The organism is Amycolatopsis sp. NPDC006131 (assembly GCF_040614175.1).
GTDB lineage: Bacteria > Actinomycetota > Actinomycetes > Mycobacteriales > Pseudonocardiaceae > Amycolatopsis_E > Amycolatopsis_E tucumanensis.
In genome coordinates, this window is sequence record NZ_JBEXTX010000021.1 from 57897 (window position 1) to 73277 (window position 15381).

A 15381-nucleotide genomic window follows, 5' to 3' on the forward strand; every position below is an offset into this window, starting at 1 on the left:
CAGTTGTTGTCAGGCGGTGGCCCGGCGGAGGCGTTCGGCGGCTTGTGACCAGAACGCCTTCCCGGAGACCGCGGTGTAGCCGTGGAGTGATTCCCACCGGATGTCATGGGCAGCCGGCCACAGGCCTGCCGCCCACGCGACCTGCTGCTCTTCCGCGGTGAACGAGCGGCCCCGCGCATCCTGGTAGGCGCCCAGGAACGCCTCGGTGCTTTCGATCGGCGGCAGCGTGGCCGGTCCCACCTTCGGGAACACCGCACTCGCGGCTCCCACCAGGCCAGCTTCGGGTTGCCAGGCCAGGCTGTCCCAGTCGTGCACCGTCCGCACTTCGTGGTCGTGCCACCGGAGGTTGTGCGCCTCGAAGTCGGCGTGACCCCGGGGATGTGGCCGTCGATCGAGTCACTCGATGAGAAGGACCAGAGTCTCGTGCCCGCCCACCTCCTGGAGACGGCCGTCAGAGCTCGTCGGAGCCTGCCCTGCGTGCTCAGGTGAGTCGCCACGCAACACCTTGCCGCCGGGGCGGGCCTTGACCACCGCGGTCGTGCCGTCGGCCGACCGGAGACCGAACACCGCCGACATCGAGCGGCGCCGGAACAGCACGGCGGCGGGCCGGTTCCCGACGTGGTCCAGACACCACTCCGGCAACCAGTCCGGCACACCGTCCGGCGACATGGTCAGCTCCCGGTCCCTGAGCGGGCGTTGTTGCGCTGGTTGGCGTAGAACCGCGCCTTCTTCTCGCGGTTGCCGCAGGTGTTCATGTCGCACCACCGGCGGGTGCGGCTCCGGCTCGTGTCGAAAAAGGCGGCTTGGCAGGTGGGTGAGGCGCACAGCGCGAGTCGTCCGTCTCGTTCGCCCGCGATGATGCTGATCGCGTCGGCGGCGATCACGCCCAGGGCGTCTTCCACGCGGTCGGGCGAGCTGAGCAGCCACCGACGCGTGCCCTCAGGCGTCAGGACGGCCGTGGCCCGGCCCTGCGCGCTGCGGTCGTTGATGACCTGGACCGCGGGCTTGGGGAGAGGTTGCTGTTTCGCGGCGGCCGTCGCGGCGGCGTGGATGGACTCCCGCAGTTCCTTGGCGAGTTCGAGTTGCGCTGGGGTGCAGGACTCCACGGCGAGGTCGTACACCGCCAGCCAGTCGACGAGCCGCTGCGGCGTCGGGATGCGCTCCACCGGATCACCGAAACGCTCCGACAGCGTCCCGGTGAAGCTGGTCGCCAGCACGCTACCGAGGCGGAATTCGGGGAAGCCAGCACGCATGGAACCACCATAGCCGGTTGCGCGTCGCCGGGACGGGATGATAGAACCGTCTAAGCCGGTTCCGCGATGGCAGGAGGTGTCATGTCCAGCGACGTGCAAGCTTTCGAAACCCACACGCCCGACGCCGAACTCGACGATCTGCGCGCCCGATTGGCCGCGGCGCGGCTCCCCGAGCCCGAGACGACCCGACAGCGATGGGGACAGGGCGTTCCGCTCGCCGACCTCGTCGAGCTCGTGGACTACTGGCGCACCGGCTACGACTGGCGGGCGTTCGAGAAGCGCCTCAACGAGATCGGCCAGTTCCGCACGACCATCGACGACCTGGGAATCCACTTCCTGCACCGCCGTTCCGCGCGCGCGGACGCCACGCCGCTGGTCCTGACCCACGGCTGGCCGGGCAGCGTCGCCGAATTCGTCGACGTGGTGGACCAGCTCGCCGATCCGGACGACGCGAACGCGCCGGCGTTCCACGTCGTGGTCCCGTCGTTGCCGGGCTTCGGCTACAGCGACAAGCCGGCCACCACGGGGTGGGGGACCGAGAAGATCGCGGCCGCCTGGGTGGAGCTGATGGGCAGGCTCGGCTACCGCCAGTTCCTGGCCCACGGCGGCGACTGGGGCGGCAACATCACCACGGTCCTCGGCGGCCGGTTCCCGGAGCACGTGCTCGGCATCCACAGCACGTTCGCGGAGGGGCCGCCCGGGATGAGCATGGACGGGCTGACGGCGGTCGAGCGCCGGTGGGCCGAGGAAACCCGCGATTTCTGGGGCACGCGCGCGGCGTACGCGAAGCAGCAGGCGACCCGGCCGCAGACCATCGGCTACTCGCTCGTCGACTCGCCGGCCGGGCTGCTCGCCTGGATCCTCGACAAGTTCGCCGAGTGGTCGGACACCGAGGACAGCCCGTTCGAGACGATCTCGCGGGACCGGATCCTGGACGACGTGACCCTGTACTGGCTGACGCGGACGGGCGCGTCGGCGGCCCGCATCTACTACGAAAGCCACAACTCGCTGGACCCGGAACTGCGGGTGGACGTCCCGTCGGCGATCACGATGTACCCGCGGGACATCGAGAAGTGCCCGCGACCCTGGGCGCAGGCACGGTACCGGCAGATCGTCCGGTGGCGGGCGCCGGAACGCGGGGGACATTTCCCGTCGCTGGAGGTTCCCGGCTACTTCGTACAGGACCTGCGCGAAGGACTCGGGGCAGTGCTGGCCGCGCGCCGGTGAACGCCACTACTTGACGCTTCAGCCGCCGTTGCCGTGCTCTTTCCAATCCTTGATGTGGTCAGCTCGGCGCCGGGGATCAGGGGCGTGTCCAATGAGGCCAAGAATCTGGAGCCCGGTCAGCACCAGGAACAGCCGGATCTCGCTCTGGTGAGCAGGTGGACCCAGCCGTTGAGCACGGATGTCACCCTGGCGTTCGTCACCAACCTGTCCGCCGCTCTCGAGGTGCCGTCGCGGGCGTACGCCGGGCACAGGCCCATCGACTCCAGCGCCGAGTCTCGACGTCTACCCGAGCGGGATTTCTTGAACCCGCGCGGGGACCGAGTCCAGCGTGGCGAGGGTGGCGTCGTCGAGCACGAGCGAGCCCGCGGCGACGTTGGCCTCCAGGTGGTTCACGCTCGCGGTGCCGGGGATGAGGTGCGTGTTCGGGGCGTGGTGGAGCAGCCAGGCCAGACCGACCTGAGCGGGGGTGACGTCCAGCGCCTTGGCCGCGTCGAGCACGGCGGGCTCCTCGGTCACCTTCGGCATGCCGGGGAAGGCGCCGCCGAGCGGGAAGAACGGCACCCAGGCGATGCCCTCGGCCACGCAGAGCCGCAGCATGTCCTCGTTGTCGCGCGCGACGAGGCTGTAGGAGTTCTGCACGCACGCGATGCCGGCCGGGAGCGCGCGACGCAGACCGTCGAGCATGACGGCGCTGAGCCCGATCGCGCCGATCTTGCCCTCGTCGCGCAGCGCGATCATCACCGCGAGCTGGTCGTCGAGATCGACCACCTGGTCGCCTTCGGGTCGCAGCCCGGGGCCGGTGTCGAGGCGGCGCAGGTTGACCAGCGGGATCCGGTCGAGGCCCAGGCTGACCAGGTTGTCCTCGACGCTCGCCCGCAGCTGCTCGGGGCGTTGCGCGGACCGCAGCGGGATGGCGCCGCCGGGGTTGGGGTCGGCGCCGACCTTGCTGGCGACCAGGACGCCGTCCTCGGGCCGCAGCGCCTCGCGGATGACCTCGTTGACGAAGCCGTTGCCGTAGAACTGGGCGGTGTCGACGTGGTCGATGCCGAGTTCGACCGCGCGGCGCAGGAGGGCGAGGGCGGCATCGCGGTCATCGCGCAGGCGTTCGAGCTGCATGGCGCCGAATCCGACACGGGAAACGGTGCGGCCGGCGAGCGGGCCGGTGCCGCCGGGACGAGTGGAAGTCATGGAAGTCCTGTCCTCGTGCGATGATGGAAGAAACGGAGGAGCCTCCGTTAGATTCACCGTAGCACAACCGGAGGTGCCTCCGTTTTGAGTTCTCCCCGCCCGGGTCGCGCCGATGCCCGGCGCAACCGTGAGAAACTCCTCGCCGTGGCGCGCGAGGTGTTCGCGGCCGCCGAGGGCGCCGTGTCGCTGGAGGCGATCGCCCGCGAGGCCGGTGTCGGGATCGGCACGCTCTACCGCCATTTCCCGACGCGTGAGGCGCTGGTCGAAGCCGTTTACGCCGCCGAGCTCGACGACGTGACGGCCAGCGCCGAGCAACTGTTGCGCGAGCGGCCGCCGGAAGCGGCGCTGCGGGCGTGGATGGAGCGCTACGCGGCGTTCGTCGCGACCAAGCGCGGGATGCTCGACACGCTGCGCGCCGGATGGGCCTCGGGAGCGATCGCGACGCCGGCCACGCGGGAGCGCATCACCGGAGCGATCGGCGCGATCCTGGACGCGGGGACGCGCACCGGGGAGTTCCGCGACGACGTCCGCGCCGGGGACGTCACCACGCTGCTCCTCGGAACACTGCTCGCGACGACGTCCGACAGCCCGAAGGGGCAGGTGGCTCGGCTGTTCGACCTGGTCGTGGACGCGCTGCGGCCGCGGTGAACCGGCGCCGGCCGGGCGGTGGTTCAACGTCCCGGTCCGGCGGTGCCCTGTTTCGCGGACGTTCTCCGGTGAGTGCAGGGACCGACGCAGGGGAGTGGCGGGTTGCTCGGTCTCGGTGATACCAGCGGGTTTCCCGGTGATCTCGTCCCGCTTCCGGGAGACTTCGCTGTCGGATCATTACCAACGTCGGCGCGTGGAACGACGGAATCCGCTCGGCAGCAGCGGCTACAGCAACATCGGCCCGTGGGTGAGCGCGATCCGCTCGCGCAGCTGACACCTCGGGGCAGGGGCACAGCAGGCGCGTCCCGGCTGCCCCTGCTGCATGGAGCGCCCCTCTCGCCGATTACTTGACATAATGTGCATTATCGGCGCACGACGGTGGAGTGCTTCCGGGGCCGGTCAGGCGTAACGAAGCGCCTGGCGGGAGCGACACAAGATCGAATTCCCGGCTCAGGAGCGCCCATGACACCACGCACGACCGTCGCGGTTCTCAGTGTGGTCGCGATAGCCGCCGGGGTGGTCCTCGTGTTCTCGGGGCTCATCGATCCATTGGGCGCCCCCTTGAGCGGACTCGGCCTTCTCGGGCTGATCTACGCGCGCCTGCTCATGCCGCCCCGCGGCCAACGCTGACAGGAGCCACGTGGGCCACATGGAAGAGATCCAGCAGTGGGGTCCCGCGACGTTCAGACCGCCGGCGACGGAAGCTGAACTTCAGGCGTGCGAGGCGACGCTGGGACACGCCATCCCCGACGAACTCCGGCGCCTGCTCGCCGAGACGAACGGAATCGTGGACGAGATGGAGTCTCCCCTCCTGTGGAACACCCAGCGGATCAGCGCCGAGAACGTGTACTTCCGGACCAGCCCTGATGTGCAGGGGCTCTACATGCCCTTCGAGGGGCTCGTCTTCTTCTCCGACGCCGGCAATGGCGACCAATTCGGCGTGTCGCTCAGCGTCGGGAACGAGGTCTACGCCTGGGACCACGAGGACGACAGCCGCATGTGGGTGGCGCAGACCGTGTTGGACTTCCTCCAAGGTTGGATGACCGGCACCATCACCACCTAGCCTCGCCGAACCAGCGGGACAGCTGCTCGTCCAGACCGTGCTGATCGTCGCCGGCCCAGGCGACGTGGCCGTCGGGCCGTAGCAGGACACCTGGGGCGTCCAGGGCGGCCGTTGGGTCGGTCAGCAGGTCGACCCGGTCCCACCACGCGCCGGTGCTCAGACGGCCGGTGCGGTCCAGCACCAGGCCGCGGCCGCGACGCAGCCGACCATACAGACTGCCCTGCGCCAGGTCGATGTCCCGCAGTCGGCGGCCGACCAGGTCGGGGCCCAGCCCGAAGTCGTACCGGATGCCGATTCCGGTGATCTTCTCGATCAGGTGGCGGTTCACCTCGTCGAAGTCCATCAGCTCGGCCACCAGCCTGCGCACGGCCCGCGCACCCGGCTCCGCCGACATCAGCTCCGTCTGGGCGCGCGTGTTGTCCAGCACCTCCGCGGCAACCGGACGGCGTTCGGCCTCGTAGGTGTCCAGCAGCGTCGCCGGGGCCCAGCCGTGCACCTGCGCGGCCAGCTTCCAGCCGAGGTTGACCGCGTCCTGCACACCCAGGTTGAGGCCCTGTCCCCCGATGGGCGGGTGGATGTGCGCCGCATCGCCGGCGAGCAGCACCCGCCCGTCGCGATACCGCTCGGCCAGCCGCGTGGCGTCGCCGAAACGGGACAACCAGCGCGGAGAATGCACACCGAAATCGGTTCCGGAAATCCTCCGCAGCTGTCGTTTGAAATCGTCGAGAGTCGGTGGTTGCGCGCGGTCGCCGACTTCCCCGGCGGGAACGATGACGCTGTAGATCCCGCCGCCGAACGGCCGCAGCCGGATCCCGTCCGGCGCGGCGGCGAGCTCCTCCGGCGGTGCATCCACCTCCATCTCCCCCATCAGCGTCTCGGTGCGCGACGGCTCGCCGGGGAAACCGACGCCCAGCACTTTGCGCACCGTGCTGCGCGCGCCGTCGCAGCCGACGAGATAGCGGCAACGCAATACCTCATCGGCCAGTTCGACCGTGACGCCGTCGTCGTCCTGTTCGAAACCGGTCACCGCGCATCCGTGCCGCACCTGCGCGCCCAATCCGAGTGCGTGTTCTTCGAGCAGCCGGACGATGACCGGCTGCGGGATGCCCACCAGGTACGCGTGCGCGGAATCCAGAGCGGGCGGTGGTTTGGGGATGGCGGCGAAGAAGCCACCGGCCGGGCGCCGTCGTCCGTGTTCGAGGACGCGCTCCAGCAGACCGCGCATGGCCATCAGCTCGATGCTGCGGATGTGCAGACCGACGATCCGGACGAACGAGGCCGGCTCGGTTTCCTGTTCCAGGACGAGCACTCGCACGTCATGCAGCCGCAGTTCGGCGGCCAGCATCGCGCCGGCCGGCCCGCACCCGGCGATGATCACGTCGAAGGGCGGAGGGGTCACAGGTGTTGCCTTTCGGGAGTGTCCTGAGGGCGCTCCCGGCGACACCTACGTCAATCGCGTAGGAAGGGAAGCACCCACCGCGGTACTGCAGTCACGGGTCCCACCTCCTCGGTCGGCGTCGACGGCAAGTTACTGGTCCGCGCCCCACCCCGTCCAGTCCTTTTCCCATGATCACAGCGGCGGCGGTGGCAGGGTGCCGCGCGCCAGCAGCGTCGCGTACACGCCCTCCATCGCTTCGGTCAGCGACGGCAGCAGGTCCTCGGACAGTCCGGCGAAGAACAGGTCCTTCACCAGCTTCACGTGGCCGGGCGCGGCGTCCGCGAGCAGGGCGCGTCCCTCGTCGCTCAGGCTCACCTCGATCGCGCGGCGGTCCACGGTGGACTGTCGCAGCCGGAGCAGCCCGCGGCTCTCCATGCGGCGGGCGTGGTGGGAGGTGCGGGTGCGTTCCCAGCCGATGTGGTTCGCCAGCGCCGTCATCTGCAGGCGGCCTTCGGGTGCGACGCTCAGCGCGGTCAGCACGTCGTAGTCGGCGAGAGAGATGTCACTGTCGGCCTGCAACTGGCGGTTCATCTCGTAGCGAAGCCGCAGCTGGACGCGGATGTAGGCGAGCCAGGCGCGCTGCTGCTCCGGGGTGAGCCAGTCGGGCTCGTTGCGTTTAGGTGACATGTCTCGTAACCTGTCGATCGTGGGCGAACGGCGGCGTTGCCAGGCGATTTTCCCGTACCGGTCGCCGCGACGGCGCGCTGCCCGCCCCCTTCGGACAGGAATGAGGAAATGACGGTTCTCACCGGTAAAACGGCGGTCATCACCGGCGCCACCAGCGGCATCGGCCTCGCCGCCGCGCGGCGCTTCGCCGCTGAAGGCGCCCGGCTGTTCATCACCGGCCGCCGCGAAGACGCGCTCAAGGAGGCGTCCGCCACGATCGACGGCGAGGTCACCGCCGTGCGCGTGGACAGCTCCGACCTCGCCGACCTCGACCGGCTCTACGCCACGATCGGCGAGCAGGGCCTGCGCATCGACGTGCTGTGGGCCAACGCGGGCGGCGGCTCGTTCGCCACCCTGGACCAGGTGACCGAGCAGCACTTCGACGAAACCTTCGGCACCAACGTGCGTGGCACGCTCTTCACCGTCCAAAAGGCACTCCCCCTGCTGAACGACGGCGCGTCGGTCATCCTCACCGGGTCGACGGCCGCGACCGTGGGCACCGAGGCGTTCGGCGTCTACGGCGCCTCCAAGGCCGCGATCCGCTCGTTCGCGCGGACCTGGGCCAACGAGCTCAAGGGCCGCGGGATCCGGGTGAACACGATCAGCCCTGGCCCGATCGACACCCCGGGCATCACCGGGCTGGCGGCGGGCGACGAGGAAGCGGTGGAGCTGAAGCGGACGCTCGCCGGCACCGTCCCGCTGGGACGGATGGGGCGGCCCGAGGAGGTCGCCGACGTCGGGGTGTTCCTCGCCTCCGGCCAGAGCAGCTTCGTCACGGGCATCGAGATGTTCGTCGACGGCGGCGCGAACCAGGTGTGAGCGCGGCGGAACCGGGACACGTCGGGGTCTGGAGCATCGAGTCGCCCGGTGCGATCGAGGGTGGCCCCGGAAGGGACTTCCCGGCGCCGTTCATCGGCCTCGCCTGCCGGGCCGCGCTCGCGTGACCACCCGGGCATCCGGCGCGAACCCGGATGCCCGGGGAGGCGATCAGGCCACGTACTCGGCGAGGTGCTCGCCGGTGAGGGTGGACTTCTTCGCGACCAGCTCGGCCGGGGTGCCCTCGAACACGATCTGCCCGCCGTCGTGGCCCGCGCCGGGCCCCAGGTCGATGATCCAGTCCGCGTGGGCCATCACCGCCTGGTGGTGCTCGATCACGATGACCGACTTGCCGGAGTCGACGAGCCGGTCCAGCAGGGCCAGCAGCTGCTCGACGTCGGCCAGGTGCAGGCCGGTGGTCGGCTCGTCGAGGACCAGCACGCCGCCCTTCTCCCCCATGTGCGTGGCCAGCTTGAGCCGCTGGCGCTCGCCGCCGGACAGCGTGGTCAGCGGCTGCCCCAGCGTCAGGTACCCGAGGCCGACGTCGGCCAGGTGGGTGAGGATCTTGTGGGCGGCGGGCACCTTCGCCTCGCCGTCGCCGAAGAACTCCAGCGCCTCGGCCACCGGCATCGCGAGCACCTCGCTGATGTCGCGCCCGCCGAGCTTGTACTCCAGCACCTCGGCCTGGAACCGCTTGCCCTCGCACTCCTCGCAGGTGGTGGCCACGCCGGCCATCATCGCGAGGTCGGTGTAGATCACGCCGGCGCCGTTGCAGGTCGGGCAGGCGCCCTCGGAGTTCGCGCTGAACAGGGCGGGCTTGACGCCGTTGGCCTTGGCGAACGCCTTGCGGATCGGCTCGAGCAGCCCGGTGTAGGTGGCGGGGTTGCTGCGCCGCGATCCCTTGATCGCTCCCTGGTCGACGGTGACGACGCCGTCGCGGCCGGACACCGAGCCGTGGATGAGCGAGCTCTTGCCCGAGCCCGCGACGCCGGTGACGACGACCAGCACGCCGAGCGGGATGTCCACGTCGACGTCACGCAGGTTATGGGTGTTCGCGCCGCGGACCTCCAGCTTCCCCGAGGGCTCGCGCACCGACGGCTTCAGCGTCGCCCGGTCGTCCAGGTGACGTCCGGTGAGCGTGCCGCTGGCCCGCAGCCCCTCGACGGTGCCCTCGTACACCACTTCCCCGCCCTCGGTGCCGGCGCGCGGGCCGAGGTCGACGACGTGGTCGGCGATGGCGATGGCCTCGGGCTTGTGCTCGACGACCAGCACGGTGTTGCCCTTGTCGCGCAGCTGCAGCAGCAGGTTGTTCATGCGCTGGATGTCGTGCGGGTGCAGCCCGATCGTGGGCTCGTCGAAGACGTAGGTGACGTCGGTGAGCGAGGAGCCGAGGTGGCGGATCATCTTGGTGCGCTGCGCCTCGCCGCCGGAGAGCGTGCCCGCGGGGCGGTCGAGGCTGAGGTAGCCGAGTCCGATCTCGACGAACGAGTCCAGCGTGTGGCGCAGGGATTCCAGCAGCGGCGCCACCGACGGCTCGTCGAGGCCCTTGACCCACTCGGCGAGGTCGCTGATCTGCATGGCGCACACGTCGGCGATGCTCTTGCCCGCGATCTTCGACGACCGGGCCTCGGCGGACAGGCGGGTGCCCTCGCAGTCGGGGCAGGTGGCGAAGGTGACCGCGCGTTCCACGAAGGCGCGGATGTGCGGCTGCATCGCCTCCTTGTCCTTGGAGAGCATCGACTTCTGGATGGTCGGGACCAGGCCCGAGTAGGTCAGGTTGATGCCGTCGACCTTGATCTTGGTCGGTTCCTTGTAGAGCAGGTCGTCGAGCTGCTTCTTGGTGAACTTCTTGATCGGCTTGTCCGGGTCGAAGAACCCGCAGCCGCGGAAGATGCGGCCGTACCAGCCGTCCATGCTGTAGCCAGGGATGGTGACCGCGCCCTCGTTGAGCGACTTGTTCTCGTCGTAGAGCTGGGTCAGGTCGATCTCGGAGACCCGGCCCATGCCTTCGCAGCGCAGGCACATGCCGCCGGTGATGTTGAAGCTGCGGCGTTCCTTGACCGTGCGCCCGCCGCGTTCCACGGTGACCGCGCCCGCGCCGCTGATGGAGGCGACGTTGAAGGAGAACGCCTGGGGTGAGCCGATGTGCGGCTTGCCGAGGCGGCTGAACAGGATGCGCAGCATCGCGTTGGCGTCGGTGGCGGTGCCCACGGTGGAGCGCGGGTTGGCGCCCATCCGCTCCTGGTCGACGATGATCGCGGTGGTGAGGCCGTCGAGGACGTCGACCTCGGGTCTGGACAGCGTCGGCATGAAGCCCTGCACGAAGGCGCTGTAGGTCTCGTTGATGAGCCGCTGCGACTCCGCGGCGATCGTGCCGAACACCAGTGAGCTCTTGCCCGAGCCGGACACGCCGGTGAACACGGTCAGCCTGCGCTTGGGCAGCTCGACGCTGACGTCCTTGAGGTTGTTCTCCCGCGCGCCGTGGACCCGGATGCGGTCGTGGCTGTCGGCGGCGTGGGTGGCAGGCCCCTGCGTGTTCTTCCTGGTGGCCTTGGTCATCGGGTCTCCCGTGGTGTGCGGTGGGTGGTGGCGGCCGGGTGGCCGCCACCACGGAGGGGTGTCAGGCGAGCTGCTGGAGGCGGACCATGTTGCCCGCCGGGTCGCGGAAGGCGCAGTCGCGCACGCCGTAGGGCTGGTCGACCGGTTCCTGGACGACCTCGGCGTCGCGGGCCTGCAGGCGCTCGAAGACGCCGTCGAGGTCCTTGGTGGCCAGGTTGATGCTGGCGAAGGTGCCCTTGGCCATCATCTCGGTGATGGCGGCGCGCTCACTGTCGGTGATGCCGGGGGTCGCCTCCGGCGGGTACAGCACGATGGAGACGTCCTGCCCGGGCGGGCCGACGGTGATCCAGTGCATGCCGTTGTAGCCGACGTCGTTGCGGACCTCGAAGCCGAGGACGTCGCGGTAGAAGGCGATGGCGGCGTCCCGGTCGTTGTGCGGGAGGTAGGTGGCGTGAATGCTGATGTCCATGGCCGTCAGGCTATTTGCGGGCCGCGGGCGGCGCTTCTCGATTCCTGATCGGTCTGGTGACCTGTTTCGCGACGCACGGCGGCATGCCCACGGTCGCCTCCGCGGCCTCGGCGCGGTAGGCGCTGGGCGGCATGCCGACCAGCTCGGTGAAGCGGGTGCTGAACGTGCCCAGGGACGAGCTGCCGACGGCGAAGCAGACCTCGGTGACGCTCATGTCGCCGCGGCGCAGCAGCGCCATCGCGCGTTCGATGCGGCGGGTCATGAGGTAGGAGTAGGGCGATTCGCCGTAGGCGCGCTTGAACTCGCGGCTGAGGTGCCCGGCGGAGACGTTCACCCCGCGGGCGAGCGCCTCGACGTCGAGCGGCTGCGCGTACTCGCGGTCGATCCGGTCCTTGACGCGGCGCAGCATCGCGAGGTCGCGCAGGCGCTGAGCCTCGGTGGAACTCCTGGTCACTGCGAAATCGTGCCACAACGGGCGGCGCCGCGGAGCCCGGTTCGCCGAACCCGGGACGCCGTGGCGCCTGCCGGTCGGTCAGCGCAGCCGTTCGAGGTCGCGGGCCGTTTCGGCGAGTTCGAGGGCCATGCGGCGCAACTCAGCGGGGTCGGCGCCGTCGTCGGCGGCCGTGACGACGTCTTCGGCGGCGCAGCGCAGCTGGAAGAGGCGGTCCTGCAGCGCGGTCAGCTCGGTGTCGGACAGCACCACGGCGTCCTCGGGCAGGCCGCTGCGCTGGACGGCGACCCGGCGTTCGTAGGCGCGCTGGCGGCAGGACTGGCCGCAGTACCGGCGGCGGCGGCCGGTGCTCCCCTGCTCGATCGGCCGGCCGCACCAGCCGCAGTGCAGGACGGCGCCGGGCCGCCGCCGGCGCGCGGAAACGTCACGTGACGCTTCGATCTGGTCCACCTGTCCGCTCACGCAGCAGACCCTAACCGGCCACGCGGACCTCATGCCTCGGCCACGCCGATGCCCCACACTGGTCGGGTGCAGATCAACCACCCGTACCTGAGCGGCACCCTCCCCCGCGCGTTCGCCCACCGCGGGTGGCACCTGGACGAGCTCGACGGGCTGGAGAACTCGCTGCCCGCCTTCCAGCGCGCGGTCGCCGAGGGCTACGCCTACGTCGAGACCGACGTGCACGCCACGGCCGACGGCGTGGTCGTGGTGCACCACGACGCGCTGCTGGACCGGACCACCGACGCCCACGGCCCGATCGCGAAGCAGACCTGGTCCGCGGTCTCCCGCGCCAAGGTCGGCGGCCGGGTGCCTCTGTCGCGGCTGGAGGACGTGCTGGAGGAGCTGCCGCAGACGCGGTTCAACATCGACATCAAGAGCGACCGCGCGATCGTGCCGTTCGTGAAGACGGTCGAGCGGATGGGCGCGATCGACCGGGTCGCGGCGGCGGCGTTCTCCGACAACCGGCTGGCCGCGATCCGCAAGCTGGCCGGGCCGAAGCTGATCACGTCCATGGGCCCGCGGTCGGCGGCGGTGCTGTGGGCCAGCGGGTGGCTGCCGTGGGCGCGGCTGGGCTTCCTGTGCCGGGGCGAGATGGCGCAGGTGCCGTCCCGGCAGGGCGCGATGACGGTGATCGACCGCGGGTTCGTGCGCAGCGCCGAGCGGGCCGGCCTCGAGGTGCACGCGTGGACGATCAACGAGCGGGCGCACATGGAGCGGCTGCTCGGCCTCGGGGTGCACGGCATCGTCACGGACCGCCCGGACGTGCTGCGCGAGGTCCTCACCGAGCGCGGCGCCTGGCCGCCCGTCGCCTAGCGGGGCGGTTTGCCCTCCCACGCCGCGGTCCACGTCTTCGGCCCGAGGCGGCCGGAGTCGGTGATGCCGTTGGCGCGCTGCAGGTCCAGCACCGCGTCGCGGGTCTTGTCGTAGTAGCAGCCGGTGCCGGTGAAGCCGTAGCCGAAGGCGTTCATCCGCAGCTGGAAGGTCTTGAGGGCCTCGGCGCAGTCGCCGTAGGCGTAGACGACGCCGGGCCAGGCGGGCTTGGCGCCGGCGACCGGGGCCGGGACGGGGCCGCCGCCGATGTAGGCGCTCTCGGCGTAGGTGGGGACGCGCTTGCTGCGGGCGTCCTTGTCGTTGCGCAGCCCGAGCATGCCGGCGCACTCCCAGGGCTGCCAGCCGCGCATGCGGTAGAGGTAGAGCGCGCGGTAGTCCTGCTCGACGGGGGTGGCGAGGTCCGGGCGGCCCTTGCCGCCGACGCTGCGCCAGGTGGGCAGGTCGAACTGGTAGGCGCCGTAGTAGCCGTTGCCGGTGTTGACGGTGTAGCGGTTGCTGGACTCGCACATGCGCAGCTTCAGCCAGGTCGCCGCGCTGGGGTCGGCCGACGCGGACGGGACGGCGACCAGCTGGACCCCCAGGGCCAGCAGCGCGGCGAGGACGAGGCGGACGCTCGCGCGGGCCGAGGGTCTCCACCGGGGCTTTCTCATGCGGTCACCGTAAGTTCGCGCACCAGGAACCTCAACTGTCACACCAGCCCCAGCAGCACCACCGCCGACGGTTGGCAGAGCACCACCGACACGCGCGCCGGCCTGCGAACACCCCGGAAACCGGACAAAAACCCTCCCCTTGATCCCTGCTCCCCTGTCATCGGCAGCCGGACCCGGGCACTCCGCTGTTTTCACCCGATCAAGGGAGCCCACGGCGGGGCTGGATAGGGTCGTCGGTCGTGACCACCCTTGGCGACACCGATCCGGACCCGACCGACGCCCTGTCCCCGCTGCCCTCGCGCAACGGGTCCGGCACGCCGGCGCGGGGCAGGCTGCGGTTCTGCTACGGCCCGATGGACTGCGGCAAGTCCACGCTCGCGCTGCAGATCAACCACAACCACGCCCGGCAGGGCAGGCGCGGGATGCTGCTGGTGCGGCACGACCGGTCGGGCGAGCCGCGGATCAGCAGCCGGATCGGGATCACCCGCGAGGCGACCGAGGTGGGCGCCGACACCGACCTGCGGCAGCTGGTCCGCCGCGAGTGGGTCGCCGGGCGTCCCCTGGACTACCTGATCGTGGACGAGGCGCAGTTCCTGTCCGCGGCGCAGGTCGAGCAGCTGGCCGAACTGGCCGACGAGGTGTCCCTGGACGTGTACTGCTTCGGGATCGCCACCGACTTCCGCAGCCGCCTGTTCCCCGGCGCCCAGCGGCTGTTCGAACTGGCCGACGACCTGCAGCCGGTGCAGGTGGAGGTGCTGTGCTGGTGCGGCGCGCCGGGGCGGTTCAACGCACGGGTGGCTGACGGGGAGGTCCTCCGGGAGGGGGACACCGTGGTGGTCGCCGACACCGCACCGGGGGTAGTTGAAAACGCAAGTTCACCACACTGGGAGACGGAAGTGGCTACCTTGCGTTATCAAGTACTATGCCGCCGCCACTTCCGCCTCGGGGACCTGGGGCCTGCTTCGCCGCAACACGGTCAGCTGCGGCTGACCTGAACGGATCAGCCGCTCCCCCGCACGGGGGAATATGCCAAGAAGACCCACACATCCGCGTCACGTCGTGCACCGAATCGACTCTCAACAGAGGAAGCTGTTGCCGAGGGGTGATTCAGCTCATCGTGAGTAACGACATGGTGCTGTGGGAATTCCCAGTTGCCAGTAGCCGTTGCATAGGGTGAGCATCACCCTGGCTCTAGACCCGGAGCCGACTGAAAGGACGTCATCATGGCCGACCGTGTTCTCCGTGGAAGCCGGCTGGGAGCGGTCAGCTACGAGACCGACCGCAATCACGATCTGGCCCCGCGCCGTACGGTGCGTTACGCGTGTCCGAAGAACCACGAGTTCGAGGTGCCCTTCTCCGACGACGCCGAGATCCCCTCGGTGTGGGAGTGCCGCCTGCACGGCAGCGAGTCCGAGATCGTCGATGGCGCGCAGCCCGAGCAGAAGAAGGTCAAGCCGCCGCGCACGCACTGGGACATGCTGCTCGAGCGGCGGAGCATTCCCGAGCTCGAGGAACTGCTGAACGAGCGTCTCGCTGAGCTGAAGGGACGGCGTACGTCCAAGTCGGCGTAGCGCTTCTGCCTCTCCCACCACACCGAAGGCCCCCGTGTCCTCCCGCCACG

The 15381-nt window shown here is 70.1% G+C and carries 19 protein-coding genes; 8 read left to right on the forward strand and 11 right to left on the reverse strand.

Annotated features, from left to right (window positions below):
• Positions 1-9: 9 nt before the first annotated feature.
• The 3 genes from ABZ215_RS14270 to ABZ215_RS14280 all read right to left on the reverse strand — a co-directional run bounded on the left by ABZ215_RS14270 (position 10) and on the right by ABZ215_RS14280 (position 1253).
• Positions 10-270 (reverse strand): hypothetical protein, encoded by a 261-nt coding sequence (locus ABZ215_RS14270; protein ID WP_354949811.1) that lies wholly within the window; start codon positions 268-270, stop codon positions 10-12.
• A gap of 126 nt (positions 271-396) precedes the next feature.
• Positions 397-669 (reverse strand): hypothetical protein, encoded by a 273-nt coding sequence (locus ABZ215_RS14275; RefSeq protein WP_354949812.1) that lies wholly within the window; start codon positions 667-669, stop codon positions 397-399.
• 2 nt (positions 670-671) lie between these two features.
• A complete protein-coding gene (locus ABZ215_RS14280) occupies positions 672-1253 on the reverse strand; it encodes a CGNR zinc finger domain-containing protein (protein ID WP_354949813.1) in 582 nt (193 codons plus the stop codon).
• Positions 1254-1334: 81 nt separating this feature from the next.
• Here ABZ215_RS14280 and ABZ215_RS14285 point away from each other — a divergent pair, with 81 nt between their 5' ends.
• On the forward strand, positions 1335-2480 hold the full coding sequence (locus ABZ215_RS14285; RefSeq protein ID WP_354949814.1) for an epoxide hydrolase family protein: 1146 nt from the start codon (positions 1335-1337) through the stop codon (positions 2478-2480).
• Positions 2481-2762: 282 nt separating this feature from the next.
• On the opposite strand, the gene ABZ215_RS14290 is transcribed toward ABZ215_RS14285, so the two are convergent.
• Positions 2763-3668, reverse strand: a complete 906-nt coding sequence (locus ABZ215_RS14290) for an aldo/keto reductase (protein ID WP_354949815.1) — start codon at positions 3666-3668, stop codon at positions 2763-2765.
• A gap of 84 nt (positions 3669-3752) precedes the next feature.
• On the opposite strand from ABZ215_RS14290, the gene ABZ215_RS14295 reads away from it, so the two are divergent.
• The 3 genes from ABZ215_RS14295 to ABZ215_RS14305 all read left to right on the forward strand — a co-directional run bounded on the left by ABZ215_RS14295 (position 3753) and on the right by ABZ215_RS14305 (position 5379).
• Positions 3753-4316, forward strand: a complete 564-nt coding sequence (locus ABZ215_RS14295; RefSeq protein WP_354949816.1) for a helix-turn-helix domain-containing protein — start codon at positions 3753-3755, stop codon at positions 4314-4316.
• Between the two features lie 462 nt (positions 4317-4778).
• Positions 4779-4946 (forward strand): hypothetical protein, encoded by a 168-nt coding sequence (locus tag ABZ215_RS14300; RefSeq protein WP_354949817.1) that lies wholly within the window; start codon positions 4779-4781, stop codon positions 4944-4946.
• 19 nt (positions 4947-4965) lie between these two features.
• Positions 4966-5379 carry an SMI1/KNR4 family protein gene (locus ABZ215_RS14305; RefSeq protein WP_354949818.1) on the forward strand — a complete coding sequence of 138 codons (414 nt, stop codon included), beginning with the start codon at positions 4966-4968 and terminating at the stop codon, positions 5377-5379.
• On the opposite strand, the gene ABZ215_RS14310 is transcribed toward ABZ215_RS14305, so the two are convergent.
• A complete protein-coding gene (locus ABZ215_RS14310) occupies positions 5369-6778 on the reverse strand; it encodes an FAD-dependent monooxygenase (protein WP_354949819.1) in 1410 nt (469 codons plus the stop codon). The genes ABZ215_RS14305 and ABZ215_RS14310 overlap by 11 nt on opposite strands.
• Positions 6779-6949: 171 nt before the next feature.
• Entirely contained in the window at positions 6950-7444 is a 495-nt protein-coding gene (locus ABZ215_RS14315; RefSeq protein WP_354949820.1) for a MarR family transcriptional regulator, read from the reverse strand.
• Between the two features lie 108 nt (positions 7445-7552).
• Here ABZ215_RS14315 and ABZ215_RS14320 point away from each other — a divergent pair, with 108 nt between their 5' ends.
• Positions 7553-8302, forward strand: coding sequence for an SDR family oxidoreductase (locus ABZ215_RS14320; RefSeq protein WP_354949821.1), 750 nt, complete (start codon positions 7553-7555; stop codon positions 8300-8302).
• A gap of 168 nt (positions 8303-8470) precedes the next feature.
• On the opposite strand, the gene ABZ215_RS14325 is transcribed toward ABZ215_RS14320, so the two are convergent.
• The 4 genes from ABZ215_RS14325 to ABZ215_RS14340 all read right to left on the reverse strand — a co-directional run bounded on the left by ABZ215_RS14325 (position 8471) and on the right by ABZ215_RS14340 (position 12219).
• On the reverse strand, positions 8471-10858 hold the full coding sequence (locus tag ABZ215_RS14325; RefSeq protein WP_354949822.1) for an excinuclease ABC subunit UvrA: 2388 nt from the start codon (positions 10856-10858) through the stop codon (positions 8471-8473).
• Between the two features lie 61 nt (positions 10859-10919).
• The gene (locus ABZ215_RS14330) at positions 10920-11327 is read right to left on the reverse strand and encodes a VOC family protein (RefSeq protein ID WP_017982415.1); all 408 of its coding nucleotides are present in this window, start codon (positions 11325-11327) and stop codon (positions 10920-10922) included.
• Positions 11328-11337: 10 nt separating this feature from the next.
• Positions 11338-11781: a helix-turn-helix transcriptional regulator gene (locus tag ABZ215_RS14335; RefSeq protein WP_237334907.1), complete on the reverse strand. Its 444-nt coding sequence runs from the start codon at positions 11779-11781 to the stop codon at positions 11338-11340.
• A 78-nt stretch (positions 11782-11859) separates the two neighbouring features.
• A complete protein-coding gene (locus ABZ215_RS14340; RefSeq protein ID WP_354949830.1) occupies positions 11860-12219 on the reverse strand; it encodes a hypothetical protein in 360 nt (119 codons plus the stop codon).
• An 87-nt stretch (positions 12220-12306) separates the two neighbouring features.
• Between ABZ215_RS14340 and ABZ215_RS14345 the strand changes: the two genes are divergently transcribed.
• On the forward strand, positions 12307-13092 hold the full coding sequence (locus tag ABZ215_RS14345) for a glycerophosphodiester phosphodiesterase (RefSeq protein ID WP_020417869.1): 786 nt from the start codon (positions 12307-12309) through the stop codon (positions 13090-13092).
• Here the strand turns inward: ABZ215_RS14345 and ABZ215_RS14350 are convergent.
• Positions 13089-13760, reverse strand: coding sequence for a transglycosylase family protein (locus ABZ215_RS14350; protein ID WP_020417867.1), 672 nt, complete (start codon positions 13758-13760; stop codon positions 13089-13091). The two genes, ABZ215_RS14345 and ABZ215_RS14350, sit on opposite strands and share 4 nt — an antisense overlap.
• Before the next feature lie 239 nt (positions 13761-13999).
• Here ABZ215_RS14350 and ABZ215_RS14355 point away from each other — a divergent pair, with 239 nt between their 5' ends.
• Entirely contained in the window at positions 14000-14755 is a 756-nt protein-coding gene (locus ABZ215_RS14355; protein ID WP_020417866.1) for a thymidine kinase, read from the forward strand.
• Between the two features lie 228 nt (positions 14756-14983).
• Complete coding sequence (locus ABZ215_RS14360; protein ID WP_017982421.1) at positions 14984-15331, forward strand: RNA polymerase-binding protein RbpA; 348 nt, start codon at positions 14984-14986, stop codon at positions 15329-15331.
• Positions 15332-15381 lie beyond the last annotated feature (50 nt).